Origin of the sequence: Photobacterium sp. BZF1 (assembly GCF_014349205.1) — a bacterium.
In the GTDB taxonomy this organism is placed as follows: Bacteria; Pseudomonadota; Gammaproteobacteria; order Enterobacterales; family Vibrionaceae; genus Photobacterium.
Genome location: NZ_JACSOF010000028.1, coordinates 35,504 through 52,964, shown reverse-complemented (window position 1 = coordinate 52,964; position 17,461 = coordinate 35,504). Strand labels below are relative to the sequence as shown.

The 17,461-nt window shown below is 51.5% G+C and carries 15 protein-coding genes and 1 tRNA gene; 14 read left to right on the top strand and 2 right to left on the bottom strand.

Annotated features, from left to right (window positions below):
- The first annotated feature begins 23 nt into the window (after positions 1 to 23).
- Positions 24 to 99 (top strand) — tRNA-Gly (locus tag BIZ37_RS08415).
- Between the two features lie 786 nt (positions 100 to 885).
- On the opposite strand, the gene queG is transcribed toward BIZ37_RS08415, so the two are convergent.
- Positions 886 to 2,013, bottom strand: coding sequence for a tRNA epoxyqueuosine(34) reductase QueG (gene queG / locus BIZ37_RS08410; RefSeq protein ID WP_187461124.1), 1,128 nt, complete (start codon positions 2,011 to 2,013; stop codon positions 886 to 888).
- Positions 2,014 to 2,194: 181 nt separating this feature from the next.
- Here queG and BIZ37_RS08405 point away from each other — a divergent pair, with 181 nt between their 5' ends.
- The 12 genes from BIZ37_RS08405 (at position 2,195) to BIZ37_RS08350 (ending at position 15,652) form a co-directional block, all read left to right on the top strand.
- A complete protein-coding gene (locus tag BIZ37_RS08405; protein WP_187461121.1) occupies positions 2,195 to 3,685 on the top strand; it encodes an NAD(P)H-hydrate dehydratase in 1,491 nt (496 codons plus the stop codon).
- A 7-nt stretch (positions 3,686 to 3,692) separates the two neighbouring features.
- On the top strand, positions 3,693 to 4,157 hold the full coding sequence (tsaE, locus tag BIZ37_RS08400) for a tRNA (adenosine(37)-N6)-threonylcarbamoyltransferase complex ATPase subunit type 1 TsaE (RefSeq protein WP_187461120.1): 465 nt from the start codon (positions 3,693 to 3,695) through the stop codon (positions 4,155 to 4,157).
- A gap of 4 nt (positions 4,158 to 4,161) precedes the next feature.
- Positions 4,162 to 6,063 carry a LysM peptidoglycan-binding domain-containing protein gene (locus tag BIZ37_RS08395; RefSeq protein WP_187461119.1) on the top strand — a complete coding sequence of 634 codons (1,902 nt, stop codon included), beginning with the start codon at positions 4,162 to 4,164 and terminating at the stop codon, positions 6,061 to 6,063.
- Positions 6,064 to 6,065: 2 nt separating this feature from the next.
- Complete coding sequence (gene mutL / locus BIZ37_RS08390; protein ID WP_187461118.1) at positions 6,066 to 8,198, top strand: DNA mismatch repair endonuclease MutL; 2,133 nt, start codon at positions 6,066 to 6,068, stop codon at positions 8,196 to 8,198.
- Positions 8,191 to 9,126 carry a tRNA (adenosine(37)-N6)-dimethylallyltransferase MiaA gene (miaA, locus tag BIZ37_RS08385; protein WP_107300932.1) on the top strand — a complete coding sequence of 312 codons (936 nt, stop codon included), beginning with the start codon at positions 8,191 to 8,193 and terminating at the stop codon, positions 9,124 to 9,126. The genes mutL and miaA overlap by 8 nt, the downstream gene beginning before the upstream one ends.
- 86 nt (positions 9,127 to 9,212) lie before the next feature.
- On the top strand, positions 9,213 to 9,482 hold the full coding sequence (gene hfq, locus BIZ37_RS08380) for an RNA chaperone Hfq (RefSeq protein WP_107300933.1): 270 nt from the start codon (positions 9,213 to 9,215) through the stop codon (positions 9,480 to 9,482).
- A gap of 25 nt (positions 9,483 to 9,507) precedes the next feature.
- On the top strand, positions 9,508 to 10,797 hold the full coding sequence (gene hflX, locus BIZ37_RS08375; protein WP_107300934.1) for a ribosome rescue GTPase HflX: 1,290 nt from the start codon (positions 9,508 to 9,510) through the stop codon (positions 10,795 to 10,797).
- A gap of 56 nt (positions 10,798 to 10,853) precedes the next feature.
- Positions 10,854 to 12,011: an FtsH protease activity modulator HflK gene (gene hflK / locus BIZ37_RS08370; protein ID WP_107300935.1), complete on the top strand. Its 1,158-nt coding sequence runs from the start codon at positions 10,854 to 10,856 to the stop codon at positions 12,009 to 12,011.
- Between the two features lie 2 nt (positions 12,012 to 12,013).
- Positions 12,014 to 13,012: a protease modulator HflC gene (gene hflC / locus BIZ37_RS08365; protein WP_187461117.1), complete on the top strand. Its 999-nt coding sequence runs from the start codon at positions 12,014 to 12,016 to the stop codon at positions 13,010 to 13,012.
- Between the two features lie 88 nt (positions 13,013 to 13,100).
- Complete coding sequence (locus BIZ37_RS08360; RefSeq protein WP_107300937.1) at positions 13,101 to 13,295, top strand: DUF2065 domain-containing protein; 195 nt, start codon at positions 13,101 to 13,103, stop codon at positions 13,293 to 13,295.
- Between the two features lie 122 nt (positions 13,296 to 13,417).
- Complete coding sequence (locus BIZ37_RS08355; protein WP_107300938.1) at positions 13,418 to 14,734, top strand: adenylosuccinate synthase; 1,317 nt, start codon at positions 13,418 to 13,420, stop codon at positions 14,732 to 14,734.
- Positions 14,735 to 15,022: 288 nt separating this feature from the next.
- Complete coding sequence (locus BIZ37_RS08350; RefSeq protein ID WP_107300939.1) at positions 15,023 to 15,652, top strand: tetratricopeptide repeat protein; 630 nt, start codon at positions 15,023 to 15,025, stop codon at positions 15,650 to 15,652.
- 87 nt (positions 15,653 to 15,739) lie between these two features.
- Here the strand turns inward: BIZ37_RS08350 and hmpA are convergent, their stop codons facing one another.
- Positions 15,740 to 16,924 carry an NO-inducible flavohemoprotein gene (gene hmpA / locus BIZ37_RS08345; protein WP_187461116.1) on the bottom strand — a complete coding sequence of 395 codons (1,185 nt, stop codon included), beginning with the start codon at positions 16,922 to 16,924 and terminating at the stop codon, positions 15,740 to 15,742.
- Between the two features lie 103 nt (positions 16,925 to 17,027).
- Here hmpA and nsrR point away from each other — a divergent pair, with 103 nt between their 5' ends.
- On the top strand, positions 17,028 to 17,459 hold the full coding sequence (nsrR, locus tag BIZ37_RS08340; RefSeq protein WP_107300941.1) for a nitric oxide-sensing transcriptional repressor NsrR: 432 nt from the start codon (positions 17,028 to 17,030) through the stop codon (positions 17,457 to 17,459).
- Positions 17,460 to 17,461: the final 2 nt, after the last annotated feature.

Genomic DNA, 17,461 nt, shown 5'->3' with positions numbered 1-17,461 from the left:
AACCAATTCTCTTTAGAGAATATGCGACACTAGCTCAGTTGGTAGAGCGCAACCTTGCCAAGGTTGAGGTCACGAGTTCGAACCTCGTGTGTCGCTCCAATTTCATTGCTGCCGCTGCTATAGGCAGGGGAACGGCAAAGCTACTACTGTGAAGTATTAGTTCAACTGCAACATTCCTGGGTTAATCGATTCTCGATAATCTTGTGTGTTGTCCCAATGTTCCATAACCGAAGTGTTATTGGGAACCATTATGAAGCGATCAGCTTCGAAAACATCATCGTAGATATTGCCCCTGCAGCCTTATGGCTGTTTATTTTTATCCTGCAATATCCAGATGCTCTGTTTAGTGTCAAAAGGCGACACAAGCTCTTTGAATGGTTTGATACGGGTAATGTAAATTGCCAGCAGGGAGCTGTGAATCGTATCTATCTTAATTTATCCCGACCAGCTTATGCCTGAATGCCTTGTCGTTCGTGGGTTTGAGCCTGTGGCGGATAGAAAATACTGAGATCGTGCACAGAGTTATCCACAAATATTTCTTGTGGGTAAGTCGGTTGATTACGTGTGCCGATACCGTGTGAACAAGTCTGTATTTATCTTTTTATTCTTCAATAAAACAATAATCGATAAAAAAATACCCACAGTGTAAGGTGTTGTTTTTTATAGTCTTGGTTTGAGTTATTCAAGACTTATATACAACTTGATCCACTCTGTGGATGTTTGGATAACTTTTTTTGAACCACCGATATTGGGCTGTGTTTAATATTGGGAATAGCAGATAAAGAGACAAAAATGAAAATGTTTTCCACATTAGTGCAGAAGCCTGATCAAGCTCTCACTATGTGTGGATAACGTTGCAATATGCTAGCTGGGCTATTTTTCCAGCTAGGCATCGCGTGGTAGGCCTTTTTCCACGATTCGCACCAGCCGTTTGGTGCTAGCGGGGAGTACGCTGACAGCATCTTGTTGGCGCTTTTCATGCTGTTTATCCTTCGCCCAACAGATATGTTCATCCAACAAAGCACTTTCACCCTCTCTGGACTCCAATGCCTCGATAATGTCTGGGCTGTAAGGGGCATTTCCCATCGCAATCGTCAAATTACGTAACCATTGGATATGACCGATACGGCGAATGGCAGAGCCTTCGGTATTCTTAAGGAAGGTTGCTTCTGTCCAAGCATAGAGTGTAGTCAAAGGCTGCAGCTTTAAGCTGTCACGGCAGTGATAATCCGCTTCTTTTGTCACTTCTGAAGAGCGGTTAAACGGGCAAACGAGTTGGCAATCATCACAGCCATACACCCGGTTACCGATGGCTTCTCGGAATTCTTCGGGTATCACACCATCAAACTCAATGGTCAGATAAGAAATACACCTTCTGGCATCAACGACACCTTCCTCGACAATGGCTTTGGTGGGGCAGCTTGTCATGCAGGCAACACACTTGCCGCACTGATTTTCTTCAGGCTTGTCGACAGGTAGAGGTAGGTCAATAAGCAGCTCGCCAAGAAAGAACCACGAGCCTGCCTGCTGGTTAAGTAACAAGGAGTGCTTGCCTGTCCATCCCAGCCCAGCCTTTTCAGCCAGTGGACGCTCCAGAATAGGGGCGGAGTCGACAAATGGGCGGTAGCCGAAGGGACCGACTTCCTGCTCAATCAGCTGGCCGAGCCGTTTTAGCCGGTTTCGAATCAGCTTGTGGTAGTCACGGCCAAGGGCATATCGACTGACATAGGCCGTTTCTGGATGGCTGAGGCTATAGGCAAAGCCTGCCTCGGGAGGTAAGTAGTCCATCCTTGCACTGATCACACGGACCGTACCTGGATGCAATTCAGCCGGTCTTGCGCGCATCATGCCATGGCGGGCCATCCAGTCCATGTCACCATGGTAGCCAGCCTCAAGCCAGCGCTGAAGCTGGGCTTCATGCTCGCTAAGATCGACATCGCTGATCCCAACCTGCTGGAAGCCGAGTTCTAGGCCCCATTGCTTGATTTTTTTGGTCAGATCGCGATAGTCGATAGTCATACTGGCTGTACCGGGATTAATTGGGGGCGGAAGTTTACCACAACCACAGCAAATGTTGAGAGGATCATCATGAAGATCTTTACCTGATATTCGTGCACAGTAAGGTTATCGTTAAAATGGACAGTATTAGGAAGGCTAAAACTCAGCAGGCCAAGCGGCGAAGGGGGAGTATGTCATGAGTGCGGAACAATGGTCTGGCAAATTATACCGGGCTGAGCAGGTCCGTCTTGGAGAACGTCAGGCGGCGGCCCAGCAATCGCTAGCCATGTACCAGTTGATGGAACGTGCCGGTATGGCGGTCTTTCAAGAGCTTAAGCAGGATTTTACCTGCCCGTGCTCGGTGCTGGTATGCTGTGGGGGCGGGAATAATGGTGGCGATGGGTATGTTGTTGCTCGTCTAGCCCGGGAAGCGGGCTACCAAGTAACGCTCTGGCAGATGGGGGAAGCCGCAAAATTGCAGGGCGATGCGGCATTGGCGAGGGATGCCTGGCTGGCTACTGGTGGGCAGATATTGCCGCCGGCGGCGGTGATCCCGGCGACGATCGATGTGGTCATTGATGCCCTGTTGGGAACAGGCCTCAGTGGCGAGGTGCGGCCCGAAGGGAAACAGCTGATCTCAATGATCAATCAGATCGCGCTTCCTGTTATTGCGATCGACATTCCCTCAGGGCTTTGTGCCGATACCGGAAGAGTCTTGGGTGGAGCGGTAAAAGCGCAATCGACCGTGACCTTTATTGGGTCCAAGCAGGGGTTGTGGACCGCACAGGCGGCAGAATATGTAGGGCGGGTAAAGTTTGCCGGCTTGCAGGTCGCTGATGACTTTGAACTGATTGAACCGCCTTCCGCCCGCTTGATCCAAGCCGGTGATGTTGCATCTTGCTTGCCCCCGAGATCCCGCAGTGCCCACAAAGGCGATCATGGTAGGATCATTTTGGCCGGCGGTGATCACGGTATGGGGGGCGCGATCCGGATGGCTTCAGAGGCCGCAGCACGTTCTGGGGCGGGTTTGACGGCCGTGTTGACGCAACCTGACAATGCGTTGTCAATTGTGATGGCGAGACCTGAAATAATGGCAATAGGTTGGCAGCAAACGGATAAGTCGGTATTGGCGCAGCGCCTAAAATGGGCAGATGTACTGGTTTTAGGACCGGGTTTGGGTCAATCCGATTGGAGTGAAGCATTGTACCGCCAATTGGCTGACTCGGAAAAAAGCCTAGTCGTCGATGCCGATGGATTGAACTTATTGGCGCGTTCACCAGACTATAAAAATAATCGTATAATTACTCCTCACCCTGGAGAAGCCGCGAGGTTGCTTGCTTGCTCGGTACAAGAGGTGGAAGCCGATCGCTTTCGTGCCGTAAGGGCCCTTCAGCAAAAGTATGGCGGAGTCGCTGTACTTAAAGGGGCCGGGACTCTAGTCGATGATGGTACCCAGTGCTGGGTGTGTGCGGCTGGCAACCCAGGTATGGCGACTGGTGGTATGGGTGATGTGCTATCCGGCATCATCGGGGCTTTGCTAGGCCAAGGTTTGTCCCTGGCTGCTGCGGCCCGGTGTGGTGTTTGGATCCATAGTACGGCAGCCGACCGCTGCGCTGAAGAGGGAGAGCGTGGTATGCTTGCCGGTGATTTGTTTCCTCATATTAGACAATTAGTAAATCCAAGATAAGAAGATAATGCATAGTTTTGAAATCCTGCTTGCCGATGAGCAGGCGACGGTAGATCTAGGCTACAAACTGGCACATGCCTGCCAGCGTCAGACCACCATTTATTTGCACGGTGATTTGGGGGCAGGAAAAACCACATTCAGTCGTGGCTTTATCCGTTCCCTCGGCCACCAGGGCAATGTGAAAAGCCCAACGTATACATTGGTCGAACCTTATGAACTGCCGCCTTGGCAGGTCTATCATTTTGATCTGTACCGCCTTGCCGATCCTGAGGAACTGGAGTTCATGGGGATCCGCGATTATTTTGCCGCAGATGCTATTTGTTTGGTGGAATGGCCAGAGAAAGGGGCAGGTCTGTTGCCAGAAGCCGATCTTGAACTGGACATGCGCTATCACGGTGAACAACGCAAAGTCACCCTGACCGCGAATAACCAATACGGTAGTGAACTCATTAAGCGCTTGGAGTTGTGTTGATAGGATGTCGTTACGGGCTTTTTTTCATGCTGTAGTTTTAGGGGCCAGTCTGTTTAGTTCACTGGCGATGGCAAATGAGCTGAAGGGTATCCGGGTTTGGCCGGCACCGGACGAAACTCGCGTGGTGCTGGACCTTTCCGAGGATGCGGTTTTCAGTTACTTCACCTTGACCAAGCCCGATCGCTTGGTGGTGGATCTCAAGCAGACAACATTGAAAACCAAGCTGCCTGTGGTGGTGAAGGACAGTGCAATCCTGACCAAAATCCGCAACAGCGGTGCACCGGAAAAAGGCACATACCGCCTGGTACTGGAAATGAAATCGGGCATGACCCCGAATCTATTCAAGCTGGCACCGACACCGGATGGGACTTATAGCCACCGTCTGGTGATGGATTTGCCACATGGCAAAGCTACAGCTGTAAAGAAGCCTGAACCGGCATCAAAACCAAGTGTAACCAACCAACAGGCAATCTTGCCTTATGGTACCGATGACATCATTGTTGCCATCGACCCCGGCCATGGTGGTGAAGACCCTGGCTCCATTGGCCCAAGCCGCTTGTATGAAAAGAAAGTGACGTTGGATATTGCCAAGAAGGTGGCAGCACGGATCAATGCGACACCGGGTATGAAGGCAGTGATGACCCGTCAGGGTGATTACTTCGTCAACCTCAACCGACGGACAGAAATTGCCCGCCAGAAACGTGCCCATCTATTGGTATCGATTCATGCTGATGGCTTCCACAAGCCACAACCGCGCGGGGCATCGGTTTGGGTACTCAATACCCGCCGTGCCAATAGCGAGATCGGCCGTTGGATTGAGCAGCACGAGAAGCAGTCAGAGTTGCTGGGCGGTGGTGATGTGCTGTCCGGTGGCAATGATGACCAGTACTTGAGTATGGCGGTACTCGACCTGCAGTTTAGCCACTCGCAAAAAGAAGGCTACGACGTGGCCAGCCGGGTACTGAAAGAAATGAGTAAGGTGACCACCTTGCACAAGAGCAAGCCGGAACATGCCAGCTTGGCAGTGCTTAAGTCACCAGATATCCCATCGCTGCTGGTTGAAACCGGTTTTATTACCAACCCGACCGAAGAGCGGCTGCTAAACTCGAAGTCACACCAGAATAAACTGGCGGAAGCGGTGTACCGCGGGGTACTGTCGTACTTCAACGAGAAGCCGCCGGAAGGGACCTTGTTTGCTTCTCGCAATCAGGGTATCAAGCATAAAGTGACCAGCGGCCAGTCGCTGAGCGTGATTGCCAATCGCTACGGTACGTCAGTCGCGGCGATCAAGCAGGCCAATAACCTCAAGTCAAATACCTTGAAGGTAGGGCAAGTGCTGGTGATCCCAGGTCAAGCACCCTTTACGGCTCCGGCCGCTGCAGCTGTGGCGACCACCACCAAAACGGTGACCCACACTGTTAAGCGTGGTGATTTCCTTGGCAAGATCGCTAACCAGTATGGGGTGACTGTTGCCAGCATCCGGCGTGACAACAACTTACGCTCCGATGAACTGGCGATTGGCCAAAAACTGAAAGTATCAGTGGCGGCGCCGGTAACGAGACCAGCCCCAGCCGTTGCCTCGACGACTGCGGCGACCACCACCAAAACGGTGACCCACACTGTTAAGAGGGGTGAGTTCCTTGGCAAGATTGCGGGCCAATATGGTGTTACCGTGGCCAGCATACGCAGTGCCAACAAGTTGCGTTCTGATGAGTTGGCCGTGGGGCAAAAGCTGAAAATTACGGTGAAGGCGCCGGCCTCGGTGATCCATACCGTGCAGCGTGGTGAGTTTCTCGGTAAAATTGCTGCCCGCTATGGTGTGACCGTGAGTCGCCTGCGTGAGGCAAACCAGTTACGCACCGATAAACTGGCGGTTGGACAAAAACTTACTATCCCGAGTAGTTGATTATGCCTATTCAGATCTTGCCAGCTCGGTTGGCGAACCAAATTGCGGCTGGCGAGGTTGTCGAGCGACCCGCATCGGTAGTCAAGGAGCTGGTTGAAAACAGTCTTGATGCCGGGGCAACTCGAATCGATATTGATATCGACAAGGGCGGCAGCCGGACTATTCGTATCCGTGATAACGGTAAGGGGATACCGAAAGACGAGCTCGGCTTGGCTTTGAGCCGCCACGCAACCTCAAAGATTGCGACCCTTGACGATCTCGAAGCCATTGCCAGTCTTGGCTTTCGTGGTGAGGCGCTGGCCAGTATCAGCTCGGTCTCGCGCCTGACCCTTACCTCTCGTACCGCTGAGCAGGAAGAAGCTTGGGCTGCCTACGCCGAAGGGCGGGACATGGAGGTACAGCTCAAACCTGCAGCCCACCCGGTCGGCACTACGCTGGAAGTGCTGGATCTGTTTTTCAACACCCCGGCCCGGCGCAAGTTCCTCCGTACCGAAAAAACCGAATTCGGCCATATCGATGAGCTGTTGAAGCGTATTGCGCTGAGCCGGATGGATGTCACCATCAACCTACGCCACAACGGCAAGGTGGTGCGTCAGTACCGTGCGGCGAATACCCAAATTCAGAAAGAACGCCGCTTGGCCGCAGTATGCGGGCAGGCGTTCTTGGATCATGCGCTGGCGGTTGAGTTGTCCCATGGCGATCTCAAGCTGGGTGGTTGGATTTGCAGCCCGCAAGGTGCCCGGGCGCAGAATGACATCCAGTACTGCTACGTCAACGGCAGGATGATGAAGGATAAGCTGATCAACCATGCTATCCGCCAGGCCTACGAGAGCAGCTTGGCGCCTGATCAGTATGCCGCTTATGTGCTGTTTATCGATGTCGACCCGCATCAGGTCGATGTCAACGTTCACCCGGCCAAGCATGAAGTGCGTTTCCATCAGGCTCGCTTGGTGCACGATTTTATCTGCCAGGGTTTGCAAAGCGCGTTGATTGAAGGGGCGGCGGATGATCCCGAGCAAGTTATGAATATTCCAGCGCCAAGGGCCAGTGCCCATGCGCCGCAGACCGCCTATTCATCTCCTGCATCAGGTGCTTCTTCATCACATGAACAGGGCATTGCTGAGCCAGATGCTGCCTTAGCTGCTATTGCGCGCACGCCAGACTACCCAAATAAGGCCCCCGCGCGCGATTGGCTGTCCAGTGGCGGCTCGGCAGGAAATACCGAAAGCAAAGAACCTCGTTCTCAGCGAACCGAGCCATCAGGCACTTCGGCATACCGTGAGCGCTCTACGCCAACTCACCCCCAATCCCAGGAACAGCATACTTATCGTGATAGCGATTATTCCTCAGGTGGATCTGGGAGTACGGGACGTGGTGGTAGCCGTGCACGTTATCAAGAAGAAGGGCCGAGCCCGGAAGAGGTTGAGGCCTATCAGCAGTTGATGCGCACCGTGGAGCCATCCCCTCAGCCTGCTTCAGCTGCGCAGGTACCGGCTCAACAGCATATGGCTCCGGCTATCTCCCAGCCACCGACTCGGCAGGATGCTATCGATACCGCCAATGGGATAGGTTTGGGCAAGGCGTTGTCACTGGTCGCAAAACAATATTTGCTGCTCAGCCGGGATGATGGTTTGGCACTCCTTTCTCTGGCCCGGGCACAGGGCCTGCGAACCAAAGGCCAATTGCGTTTAGCTCAGACTGAAGGGTTGAAGCCCCAGCCGCTGCTGATCCCGCATTCCATCCCCGTTGAGCCGAATATGATAGACTGCGCCGAGCAACATGCGATGCTGCTCAAGCAACTCGGTATCCAGCTCAAGGCTAAGAACAAACAGCAGCTGATTGTCTTGTCGGTATGCCAGCCACTGCGCCAGCAAAATTTGCAGCAATTGATCCCGGCGCTCCTGGCTTACTTGGCAGCAGTAGCCGAAGATCCTGAATCGCAGGGCTGGGATAAGCTACTGGACTGGCTTTCTGACCACCTGACCGTGGCCACTGAGGCCTACACCTTATCGCAGGGTATCCAGTTGGTCACCGAGCTTGAACAGCTGTGGGGCCCACAACTCGAACACTATTTTCCAGACTTGTTGCGTCCGGTTGACGTGAGCGCAGCAATAGAAGCTTTTAATTATGACTAAGCCACTACCTCAGGCAATTTTCCTGATGGGCCCGACTGCGTCGGGCAAGACCGATTTGGCGATCCGATTACGCCAACAACTACCTGTAGAGTTGATAAGCGTTGATTCAGCCCTTATCTATAAAGATATGGACATTGGCACCGCCAAACCGGATGCCGATGAACTGGCGCAGGCACCCCATCGATTGATCGATATTCGTGATCCAGCGCAAAGTTATTCAGCTGCGGACTTTCGCGCTGATGCACTGAAAGAAATGGCTGATATAGTTGCACAAGGGCGCATTCCTTTATTGGTTGGTGGTACTATGTTGTACTACAAAGCATTATTGGAAGGTTTGTCACCGTTGCCAGCGGCTGATCCAGCGATCCGAGCTCAGATAGAGCAGGAAGCGGCGGACAAAGGCTGGCAGGCGATGCATGAGGAGTTGGTACGGATTGACCCGGTTTCCGGGGCGCGCATCCACCCCAATGATCCTCAGCGCCTTTCACGCGCATTGGAAGTTTTTCGTATTTCGGGTAAAACTTTAACTGAGCTTACGAAAACTCAAGGTGATGCCTTGCCTTACAGGGTTCACCAGTTTGCAATAACTCCCACGGATAGGGCTGTGCTACATCGGCGGATCGAGCAACGTTTTGAAAAGATGATCGAAGCAGGTTTTGAACAGGAAGTTCGTGCTTTGTATGAACGAGGTGATCTGCACCCAGATCTACCTTCAATACGTTGTGTAGGCTACCGTCAGATGTGGGAATATTTGGACGGGCAGTGCTCTTTGGATGAAGCGGTATTTCGCGGCATCTGCGCCACCCGTCAATTGGCGAAGCGTCAGATCACTTGGCTGAGAAGCTGGAAAGACCTGACGTGGTTGGATAGCAGTGACCCAGAATCTGCGTTACAAACCGTCACAAACTCAGTTAGATGTGATGTTTGATTAGCGTGTATACTGATTACTGTTTTGCGTATTTTTAATTTTGTTCGTTGCTAACTACAACTACAAACAAATAAGGAAAAGAAATAATGGCTAAGGGGCAATCTTTGCAAGACCCATTTTTGAACGCTTTGCGTCGTGAAAGAATCCCAGTTTCAATCTACCTGGTTAACGGTATCAAGCTACAGGGCCAGATTGAGTCTTTTGATCAGTTTGTGATCCTACTGAAGAACACTGTTAACCAGATGGTATACAAGCACGCGATTTCTACTGTCGTGCCTGCACGTCCAGTTAATCACCACCACACAGGTGACCGCCCAGCTTCGGCAGACCGTTCACAAGAAAAAACCGAAGAATAATATTCTTCATTAAGGAGTTGATTGCTTGTTTGACCGTTATGAAACCGGTGAGCAGGCAATTCTTGTTCATATCAACTTCACTCAAGAAGGGGAGTGGGAAGACCTAAGCGAGTTTGAAATGCTGGTCTCCTCAGCGGGAGTCAATACGCTACGGGTAGTAACTGGTAGTCGTAAAACTCCCCACCCTAAGTTCTATGTGGGTGAAGGTAAAGCACAGGAAATTGCCGAAGCGGTTCGGGCTGAAGACGCCGAAATCGTCATATTCAACCATTCACTTTCTCCAGCGCAAGAGCGTAACCTGGAGCAAATTTGCAAATGTAGGGTACTGGACCGCACCGGTCTGATCCTTGATATCTTTGCACAGCGCGCGCGTACCCATGAGGGTAAGCTACAGGTAGAACTGGCGCAGCTACGTCACATCTCAACCCGCTTGATCCGCGGTTGGACCCACCTTGAACGACAGAAAGGCGGGATCGGCTTGCGTGGACCGGGTGAAACCCAGTTGGAAACGGACCGCCGTTTGCTTCGCGACCGAATCAAGACGATATTGCGCCGTCTTGAGAAAGTAGCCAAGCAGCGCGATCAGGGACGCCGGGCACGTAACCGTGCTGAAATCCCAACGATTTCACTGGTTGGTTATACCAACGCCGGTAAGTCGACGTTGTTTAACCGGGTCACCGATGCCGGCGTTTATGCCGCTGACCAGCTGTTTGCCACCCTAGATCCAACCCTGCGTAAGATTGACGTGGCCGATGTCGGTACCTCAATCTTGGCCGACACGGTAGGTTTTATTCGTCACCTGCCTCACGACTTAGTTGCAGCCTTCAAAGCAACCCTGAAAGAAACCCAGGACGCCAGTTTGCTGTTGCATGTCGTCGATGCCAGCGATGATCGTTTCCGTGAAAATATCGAAGCGGTTGATGCGGTACTCGAAGAAATCGACGCCAACGAGGTACCAACCTTGGTGGTGATGAATAAGATCGATAATCTGGAAGGGGCTTCGCCGCGTATTGAACGTGATGATACCGGTGTACCCCAGAGAGTGTGGGTCTCGGCGATGGAAGGACAGGGCATTGACCTGTTGTTCGACGCCCTGACCGAGCGCTTGTCGGGCACCATGGTGAAACATACCCTGCGATTACCACCGCAATTTATTGGTCGTTACCGCAGTAAATTTTACCAATTGGGCTGTATTGTCAGTGAGGAATACGACGACGATGGCAGCCTGAAAATCGACATTCGTTTGCCACTGGCAGAGTGGTCTAGGTTACAAAAAAGAGAAAGTACTTCGTTAGATGACTTTATCGTTGCTTAATGGACTGCTAGAGTAATAAAAAAACTGTCGTCATATCATATTGATGGAGTTCTATAATGGCGTGGAATGAGCCTGGTAACAACGGCGGCCGTGATAAAGACCCTTGGGGGAACAATAATCGCGGTGGTCGTGATCAAGGTCCGCCGGATCTCGATGAGGTTTTCTCAAAACTGAGTCGTAAATTCGGTGGCATTTTGGGGAATAAAAAGGGACCTTCGACTGGCGGCAGCGCTGCAGGTCTTGGGGTAATCGCAGTGTTGGCTGCAGCGGTATGGGGCTTTTCTGGTTTCTATACCATCGGCGAAGCGGAGCGCGGGGTTGTTCTGCGCTTCGGTAAATTCTACGAAATGGTAGATCCGGGCCTGAACTGGAAACCTACCTTTATCGATGAAGTCGAGCCAGTCAACGTACAGGCAATTCGTTCTTTGCGCAGCTCAGGCCTGATGCTGACCAAAGACGAAAACGTACTGAAAGTCGAAATGGACGTTCAGTACCGCGTGGCTGAGCCACAGAAATACCTGTTCAGCGTCACCAACGCGGATGACAGCTTGCGTCAGGCTACTGACTCTGCACTTCGTGCAGTGATCGGTGACTCGACCATGGATGAAGCCTTGACCACTGGTCGTCAGGTGATCCGTGCCAATACGCAAGAAGCTATCGATAGCATCATCCAGCGTTACGACATGGGTCTGTTGGTAGTTGACGTCAACTTCCAGTCTGCCCGTCCGCCGGAAGCGGTGAAAGACGCCTTCGATGATGCCATCGCAGCGCGAGAGGATGAGGAGCGTTTCGTTCGTGAAGCAGAAGCTTACAGCAATGACATCTTGCCTAAGGCAACTGGTCGTGCTGAGCGTCTGAAGAAAGAAGCGGAAGGTTACTCTGAGCGTGTGATTAACGGTGCACTCGGTGAAGTGGCACAGTTTGAAAAGCTGTTGCCTGAATACCTAGCTGCCACTGAAGTTACGCGTAACCGTCTGTACCTTGAGACAATGGAACGCGTTTACTCGAACACCAGCAAAGTGATGGTCGACTCGCAGTCAAGCGGCAACCTGCTTTACCTGCCATTGGACAAACTGGTTAACCCTGCCCAGCAGAGCAGCCAGCCAAAGAGTGGCTCGTCTAGCGATTACGGTATCGAACTTGAAAAAGTCGAGACCGCCCCAGTATCAACTGCTCCACGTAGTACCGATACTGGCCGTCAGGGGAGATTTTAATTATGCGTAAGTTAATGATCCCTGTGATTGTTGTCTTTATCGCGACATTGCTAATGTCAATGTTCGTGGTCCAAGAAGGCGAGCGCGGTATTGTGGTTCGTTTCGGCCGTATCCTTAAGGCGCCTGATTCGGATGTAGCAAAGATCTACGAGCCGGGCCTGCACTTCAAAGTGCCGGTGTTTGACCGTGTCCGTACCCTGGATGCCCGTATTCAGACTATGGATGACCAGGCTGACCGTTTCGTAACGTCTGAGAAAAAAGACGTGATCATCGATACCTACGTGAAGTGGCGTATTGAAGACTTCGGCCAGTACTACCTAACTACCGGTGGTGGTGATGTCTCAACGGCAGAAGCGCTATTGAAACGTAAGGTGGTCGACAGCCTACGTGCGGAGATCGGTTCTCGTGAAATCAAGCAAATTGTTTCTGGCCCAGATCGTGGTGGGCAGGTAGACAATACTGCTTTGGCTGAAGAAGATGACGCACCAGCGTCTGAAATCGTGGCTGAAGTTGCTCCTCGTAAAGAGGTTGAAGGCCAGCGTGATCAAATCATGGCCAATGTATTGGCCGACATCAAAGTCAGCGCGTTTAAAGACTTGGGTGTTGAGGTGGTTGACTTCCGAATGAAGAAAATCAACCTGCCAGATGAGATCAGTGAATCTATCTACCGCCGTATGCGTGCTGAGCGTGAGTCGGTTGCCCGTAAGCACCGTTCTCAAGGTCGTGAGAAAGCGGAAGTTATCCGTGCTCAGTCTGAGCTAGAAGTTGCGAAGATCATCGCGGATGCTGACCGTCAGGCGCGTGTTGTGCGTGGTGCTGCAGATGCAGAAACCGCTCAAATCTACGCAGGTGCGTTCAACAAGAACCCGGAGTTCTATAACTTCCTACGTTCTCTGAAAGCGTACGAGAATAGCTTCAACTCGAAGAACGATATCTTGGTGGTTGACCCGAATACGGAATTCTTCAAATACATGAAAGAGTCCAGCGCGGTCGCTAACTAAGCACCATTAAGGTTGTGATTAAAAGGCAAGACTTCGGTCTTGCCTTTTTTATTGGGTATAATCCGGCCACCAACGCGAGGAGATGACAATGAGTAAGGCAATCTGGATGGCATTGGGGCTAGTGCTTGTGTTTGAAGGACTTGGCCCTTTGTTGGCCCCTCGGGGCTGGCGAGAAATGGTGAGCCAATTGAGTCAGCAGGATGACAATTCCCTGCGCCGAATAGGTGGCTGCCTAGTGGTCGCCGGCAGTGTTATCGCCTATATGATGTACACTAGTATGTAAATTCCGCTAGCATGTTTGCGTGACAGCCTTCTTGCGGTTTTGTGGCTTATGGTCAAAAAATGACTGCAAGCCAACGTTGAAGGTGCTAGAATCCCTTTTTAACTACTGATAGACGAAGAAAGATGGCAAATAATGTAGTCGTTCTTGGCACCCAATGGGGTGACGAAGGTAAAGGTAAGATCGTAGATCTATTGACCGAAGATGCAAAATACGTAGTGCGCTACCAAGGTGGTCACAACGCTGGTCACACCCTAGTCATTGACGGTGAAAAAACTGTCCTTCACCTGATCCCATCAGGTATCCTACGTGACAACGTTAAATGTATCATCGGTAACGGTGTTGTACTTTCTCCAGACGCACTGATGAAAGAAATGGGCCCACTAGAAGAACGTGGTATCCCTGTTCGTGAACGTCTGTTCCTGTCAGAAGCTTGTCCGCTAATCCTTCCATACCACATCGCTCTTGACCAGGCGCGTGAAATCGCACGTGGTAAGAAAGCGATCGGTACAACTGGCCGTGGTATCGGTCCAGCTTACGAAGATAAAGTTGCTCGTCGTGGCCTACGTGTTGGCGACCTATTCGATAAAGAAGCATTTGCCGAGAAGCTTAAAGAAGTAATGGCTTACCACAACTTCCAGCTTGAGCATTACTACAATGCTGAGCCGGTAAGCTACGAAGAAGTTCTAGAAAACATCATGGCTCAGGCTGATATCCTGACTGCAATGGTTATCGACGTAACTAAAGAACTTGATGATGCACGTCTACGTGGTGACAAGATCATGTTCGAAGGTGCGCAGGGTACACTGCTTGATATCGATCACGGTACTTACCCGTACGTAACCTCTTCAAACACAACTGCTGGTGGTGTTGCTGCAGGTTCTGGCTTCGGTCCTCGCCACCTTGGTTACATCCTGGGTATTGCGAAAGCTTACTGCACCCGTGTTGGCGCAGGTCCTTTCCCGACAGAGCTTTACGACGGTCAAGACAAGCAAGACCCTGTTGGTAAGCACCTAGGTGAAGTAGGTAACGAGTTTGGCGCAACGACGGGTCGTCTACGCCGTACCGGTTGGTTTGATGCAGTTGCTATGCGTCGTGCTATCCAGATCAACTCAATCACTGGCTTCTGCCTAACCAAGCTAGACGTACTAGATGGCCTGGAAGAGATCAAGATCTGTACTGGCTACAAGACGAAAGATGGCGAAATCCTAGAAGTCTCTCCAATGGCGGCTGACGCTTACGAGAACATCGAGCCAATCTACGAAACAGTACCTGGTTGGTCTGAAACAACATTCGGTGCTAAGTCTCTGGATGCACTGCCACAGACAGCGCTAGACTACATCGCTCGTATCGAAGAGCTAACTGGTGTTCCAGTTGACATCATCTCTACCGGTCCTGACCGTAACGAGACAATCATCAAGGTTCACCCATACGGTGAGTAATTGCTGATTGCAGTGCGTTAGTACTGTAGCGGTATTGATAGATACGAAAGCCAGCCCATCGGGCTGGCTTTTTTTATGGTTATTTTATTGATTACCTGCAGGAACATAATCCTTTAGAGATGCTGCTGATGTGGGGGTTAGTTCCAAAATTGACCTAACACGATTGCGTCAAAATCCTCTTTAGACTATGTCATAAAGCGTCGGGAAATTGCCGTTTTAGGTGTTTTTTCTCTAAAGTCTTCTGCTCTGCCGCCGATAACGTTAGCACGTTTGGAAAGAGATCTGTCCATGAGCTTACGCCCGTTAATCTTTGCTATTGCCTTGTGCAGCGCGATGCCTGCTTCCGCATTGGAAGAAGTGGGTGATGCTGTGCCTGTGTACAGCGAAAACGAGCTTAACCGGATGTTCGTTTCCAACAATCACTTGCAGCAGGTGCAGGCTGACGATTGCCAACTGGTCCAGGATATCGAGGCCAGGGCGATTCGGGTCGAGTCTCCCTCCTACCAATTTCTCTATGGCGACATGCTTGCCTGGGGTGTGTGTGTTGAGCGTGATGTCGAGCTTGGTGTTCATTATATGCAGTCTGCGGCTCAGCAGGGCTCTCCAGCCGCGTTGGAGCAGCTCGGGCGCTATTACGCCCGTGGCACCTTGGTTCAGCAAGATCGGGAGCGGGCGATCCCCTACCTGCGTGAAGCGGCTGCGATGGGCAATGTTGATGCCCGTATCCAACTTGCCGAGTTACTGTTGAGTAATTACGGTAGCCCGCTCGATTTTGAAGATGCCTATCGCTGGTTGTATAACACGGTGACGGCAAGTCAAAGCAAACATAACAAGATAGCGAGCTTGCGCCGTGGGCTGGAAAATCGTATGCCAGCCAATGTGATTGCCAGGGCAAAACGACGGGACAGTTTCTGGTAGGAAATAGATTGGCTGGGGCGAAGCCTTGGGGGAGATAAAAAAGAGAGGCCGGGGCCTCTCTTTTTGCAATTAGATAACCTTTTGCAATTAGATAACTTTGTGCGGGCCGAAGCATTCGTAGTGAAGTTGCTCCTCGGCAACGCCCATCTCCAGTAGCTGTTTGGCAACATGCTGCATGAAGCCAACCGGACCGCAGAAGTAATAGTGCATACCTGGTGTTACGACCAAGTCTTTGACTTTGCCAAGGTCCATCATACCGTCAAACTGGAAGTCCTCTGCTTGGCTGTCTGAGGCCAGTGGCTCATGGTACCAAGTATTGCTAGTAAAGTGATCATGCTCGGCAACCATGCGTGCGATGGTATGTTTGAAGGCATGGTGGCCGCCGTTCTCGGCAGCGTGCAACCAGTGCACATTAGCCTGGTGACCTGTTAAGGTTTCAAGCATCGACAGGGTCGGCGTCAGCCCGACACCGGCAGAAATCAAGGCTACCGGAGTGGTTGCTTCGACATCAAGGAAGAAGTCACCGGCTGGTGGGGCAAGCTGGACTTTATCTCCCACTTTCAGGGTGTCATGTAGGTAGCTTGACACCTTGCCGCCTTCTTCTCGTTTGACCGAAATACGGTACTGGTCGGCCTGTGGCGCAGAAGACAGGCTGTATTGGCGGATTTCTTGGAACTCGAAGCCCTCAGGCTGGAGATAGATCCCAAGATATTGGCCTGGCTGGTAGCCGGCAACTTCGCCGCCGTCGGCAGGTTTGAAGGTGAAGCTAGTGATCACTGCGCTCTCTTGGGTTTTCTCAGTCAAGATGAACTCTCGGGTGCCACGCCAGCCCCCCGACTTGCCTTCGTTTTCCTGATAGATCTCTTCTTCACGCTTGATAAAGATATCTGCAAGTAGGCCGTAGGCCTCTGCCCATGCATCCAACACCTCTTGGCCTGGGGATAGTAGATCGTCAATGGTACCTAACAGGTGGCTACCGACAATCGCATACTGCTCGGCGGTAATCATAAAGCTGGTGTGTTTATGGGCAATTTTCTCAACGGCAGGCAGCAGGGCCGGTAGGTTTTCAATATTGTTGGCGTAGGCACAGATTGCATTGAATAGCGCTTCGCGTTGATCGCCGTTGCGCTGGTTGCTCATGTTGAAAATATCTTTGAGTTCAGGGTTGTGGCTGAACATGCGATCGTAGAAATGGGCCGTTAAGGCTGGTCCGGTCTGGGCAATGACCGGGGCAGTCGCTTTGACAATATCGATAGTTTGGGAGCTGAGCATGACTTTACCTTTAATGGTGTATTTATAATATATGTTATAAGTTGTATCGTATCTGTATCTTTTAGTCAATAACCAGATTAAAATGTCGTCAGGAGGAGTTATTGTGCAACTGACGAGTTTTACCGATTACGGCCTACGTGCCCTTATATACTTAGCAACCCTGCCGCAGGGTGAGCTGGCGAGCATTACCAAAGTGACCGAGGTATACGGTGTGTCACGTAACCACATGGTGAAGATCATCAACAAGCTTGGACAGCTGGGTTATGTTGAAACCGTGCGCGGTAAAAATGGCGGGATCCGTCTTGGCATGCCGGCCGATAAAATTATAGTCGGTGATGTCGTGCGGGCTATTGAGCCGCTACAGATCGTCAATTGCAGTGAGGACTTTTGCCACATTACTCCAGCCTGCCGATTGAAAGGCATCCTGTTCGATGCACGCCAGGCGTTCCTCAACGAGCTGGATAACCACACCCTGTCAGAAATGATAGATGACAACCCGCCTTTGCGTGTCTTGTTGGACCAGCCTGAGCTGTAAAA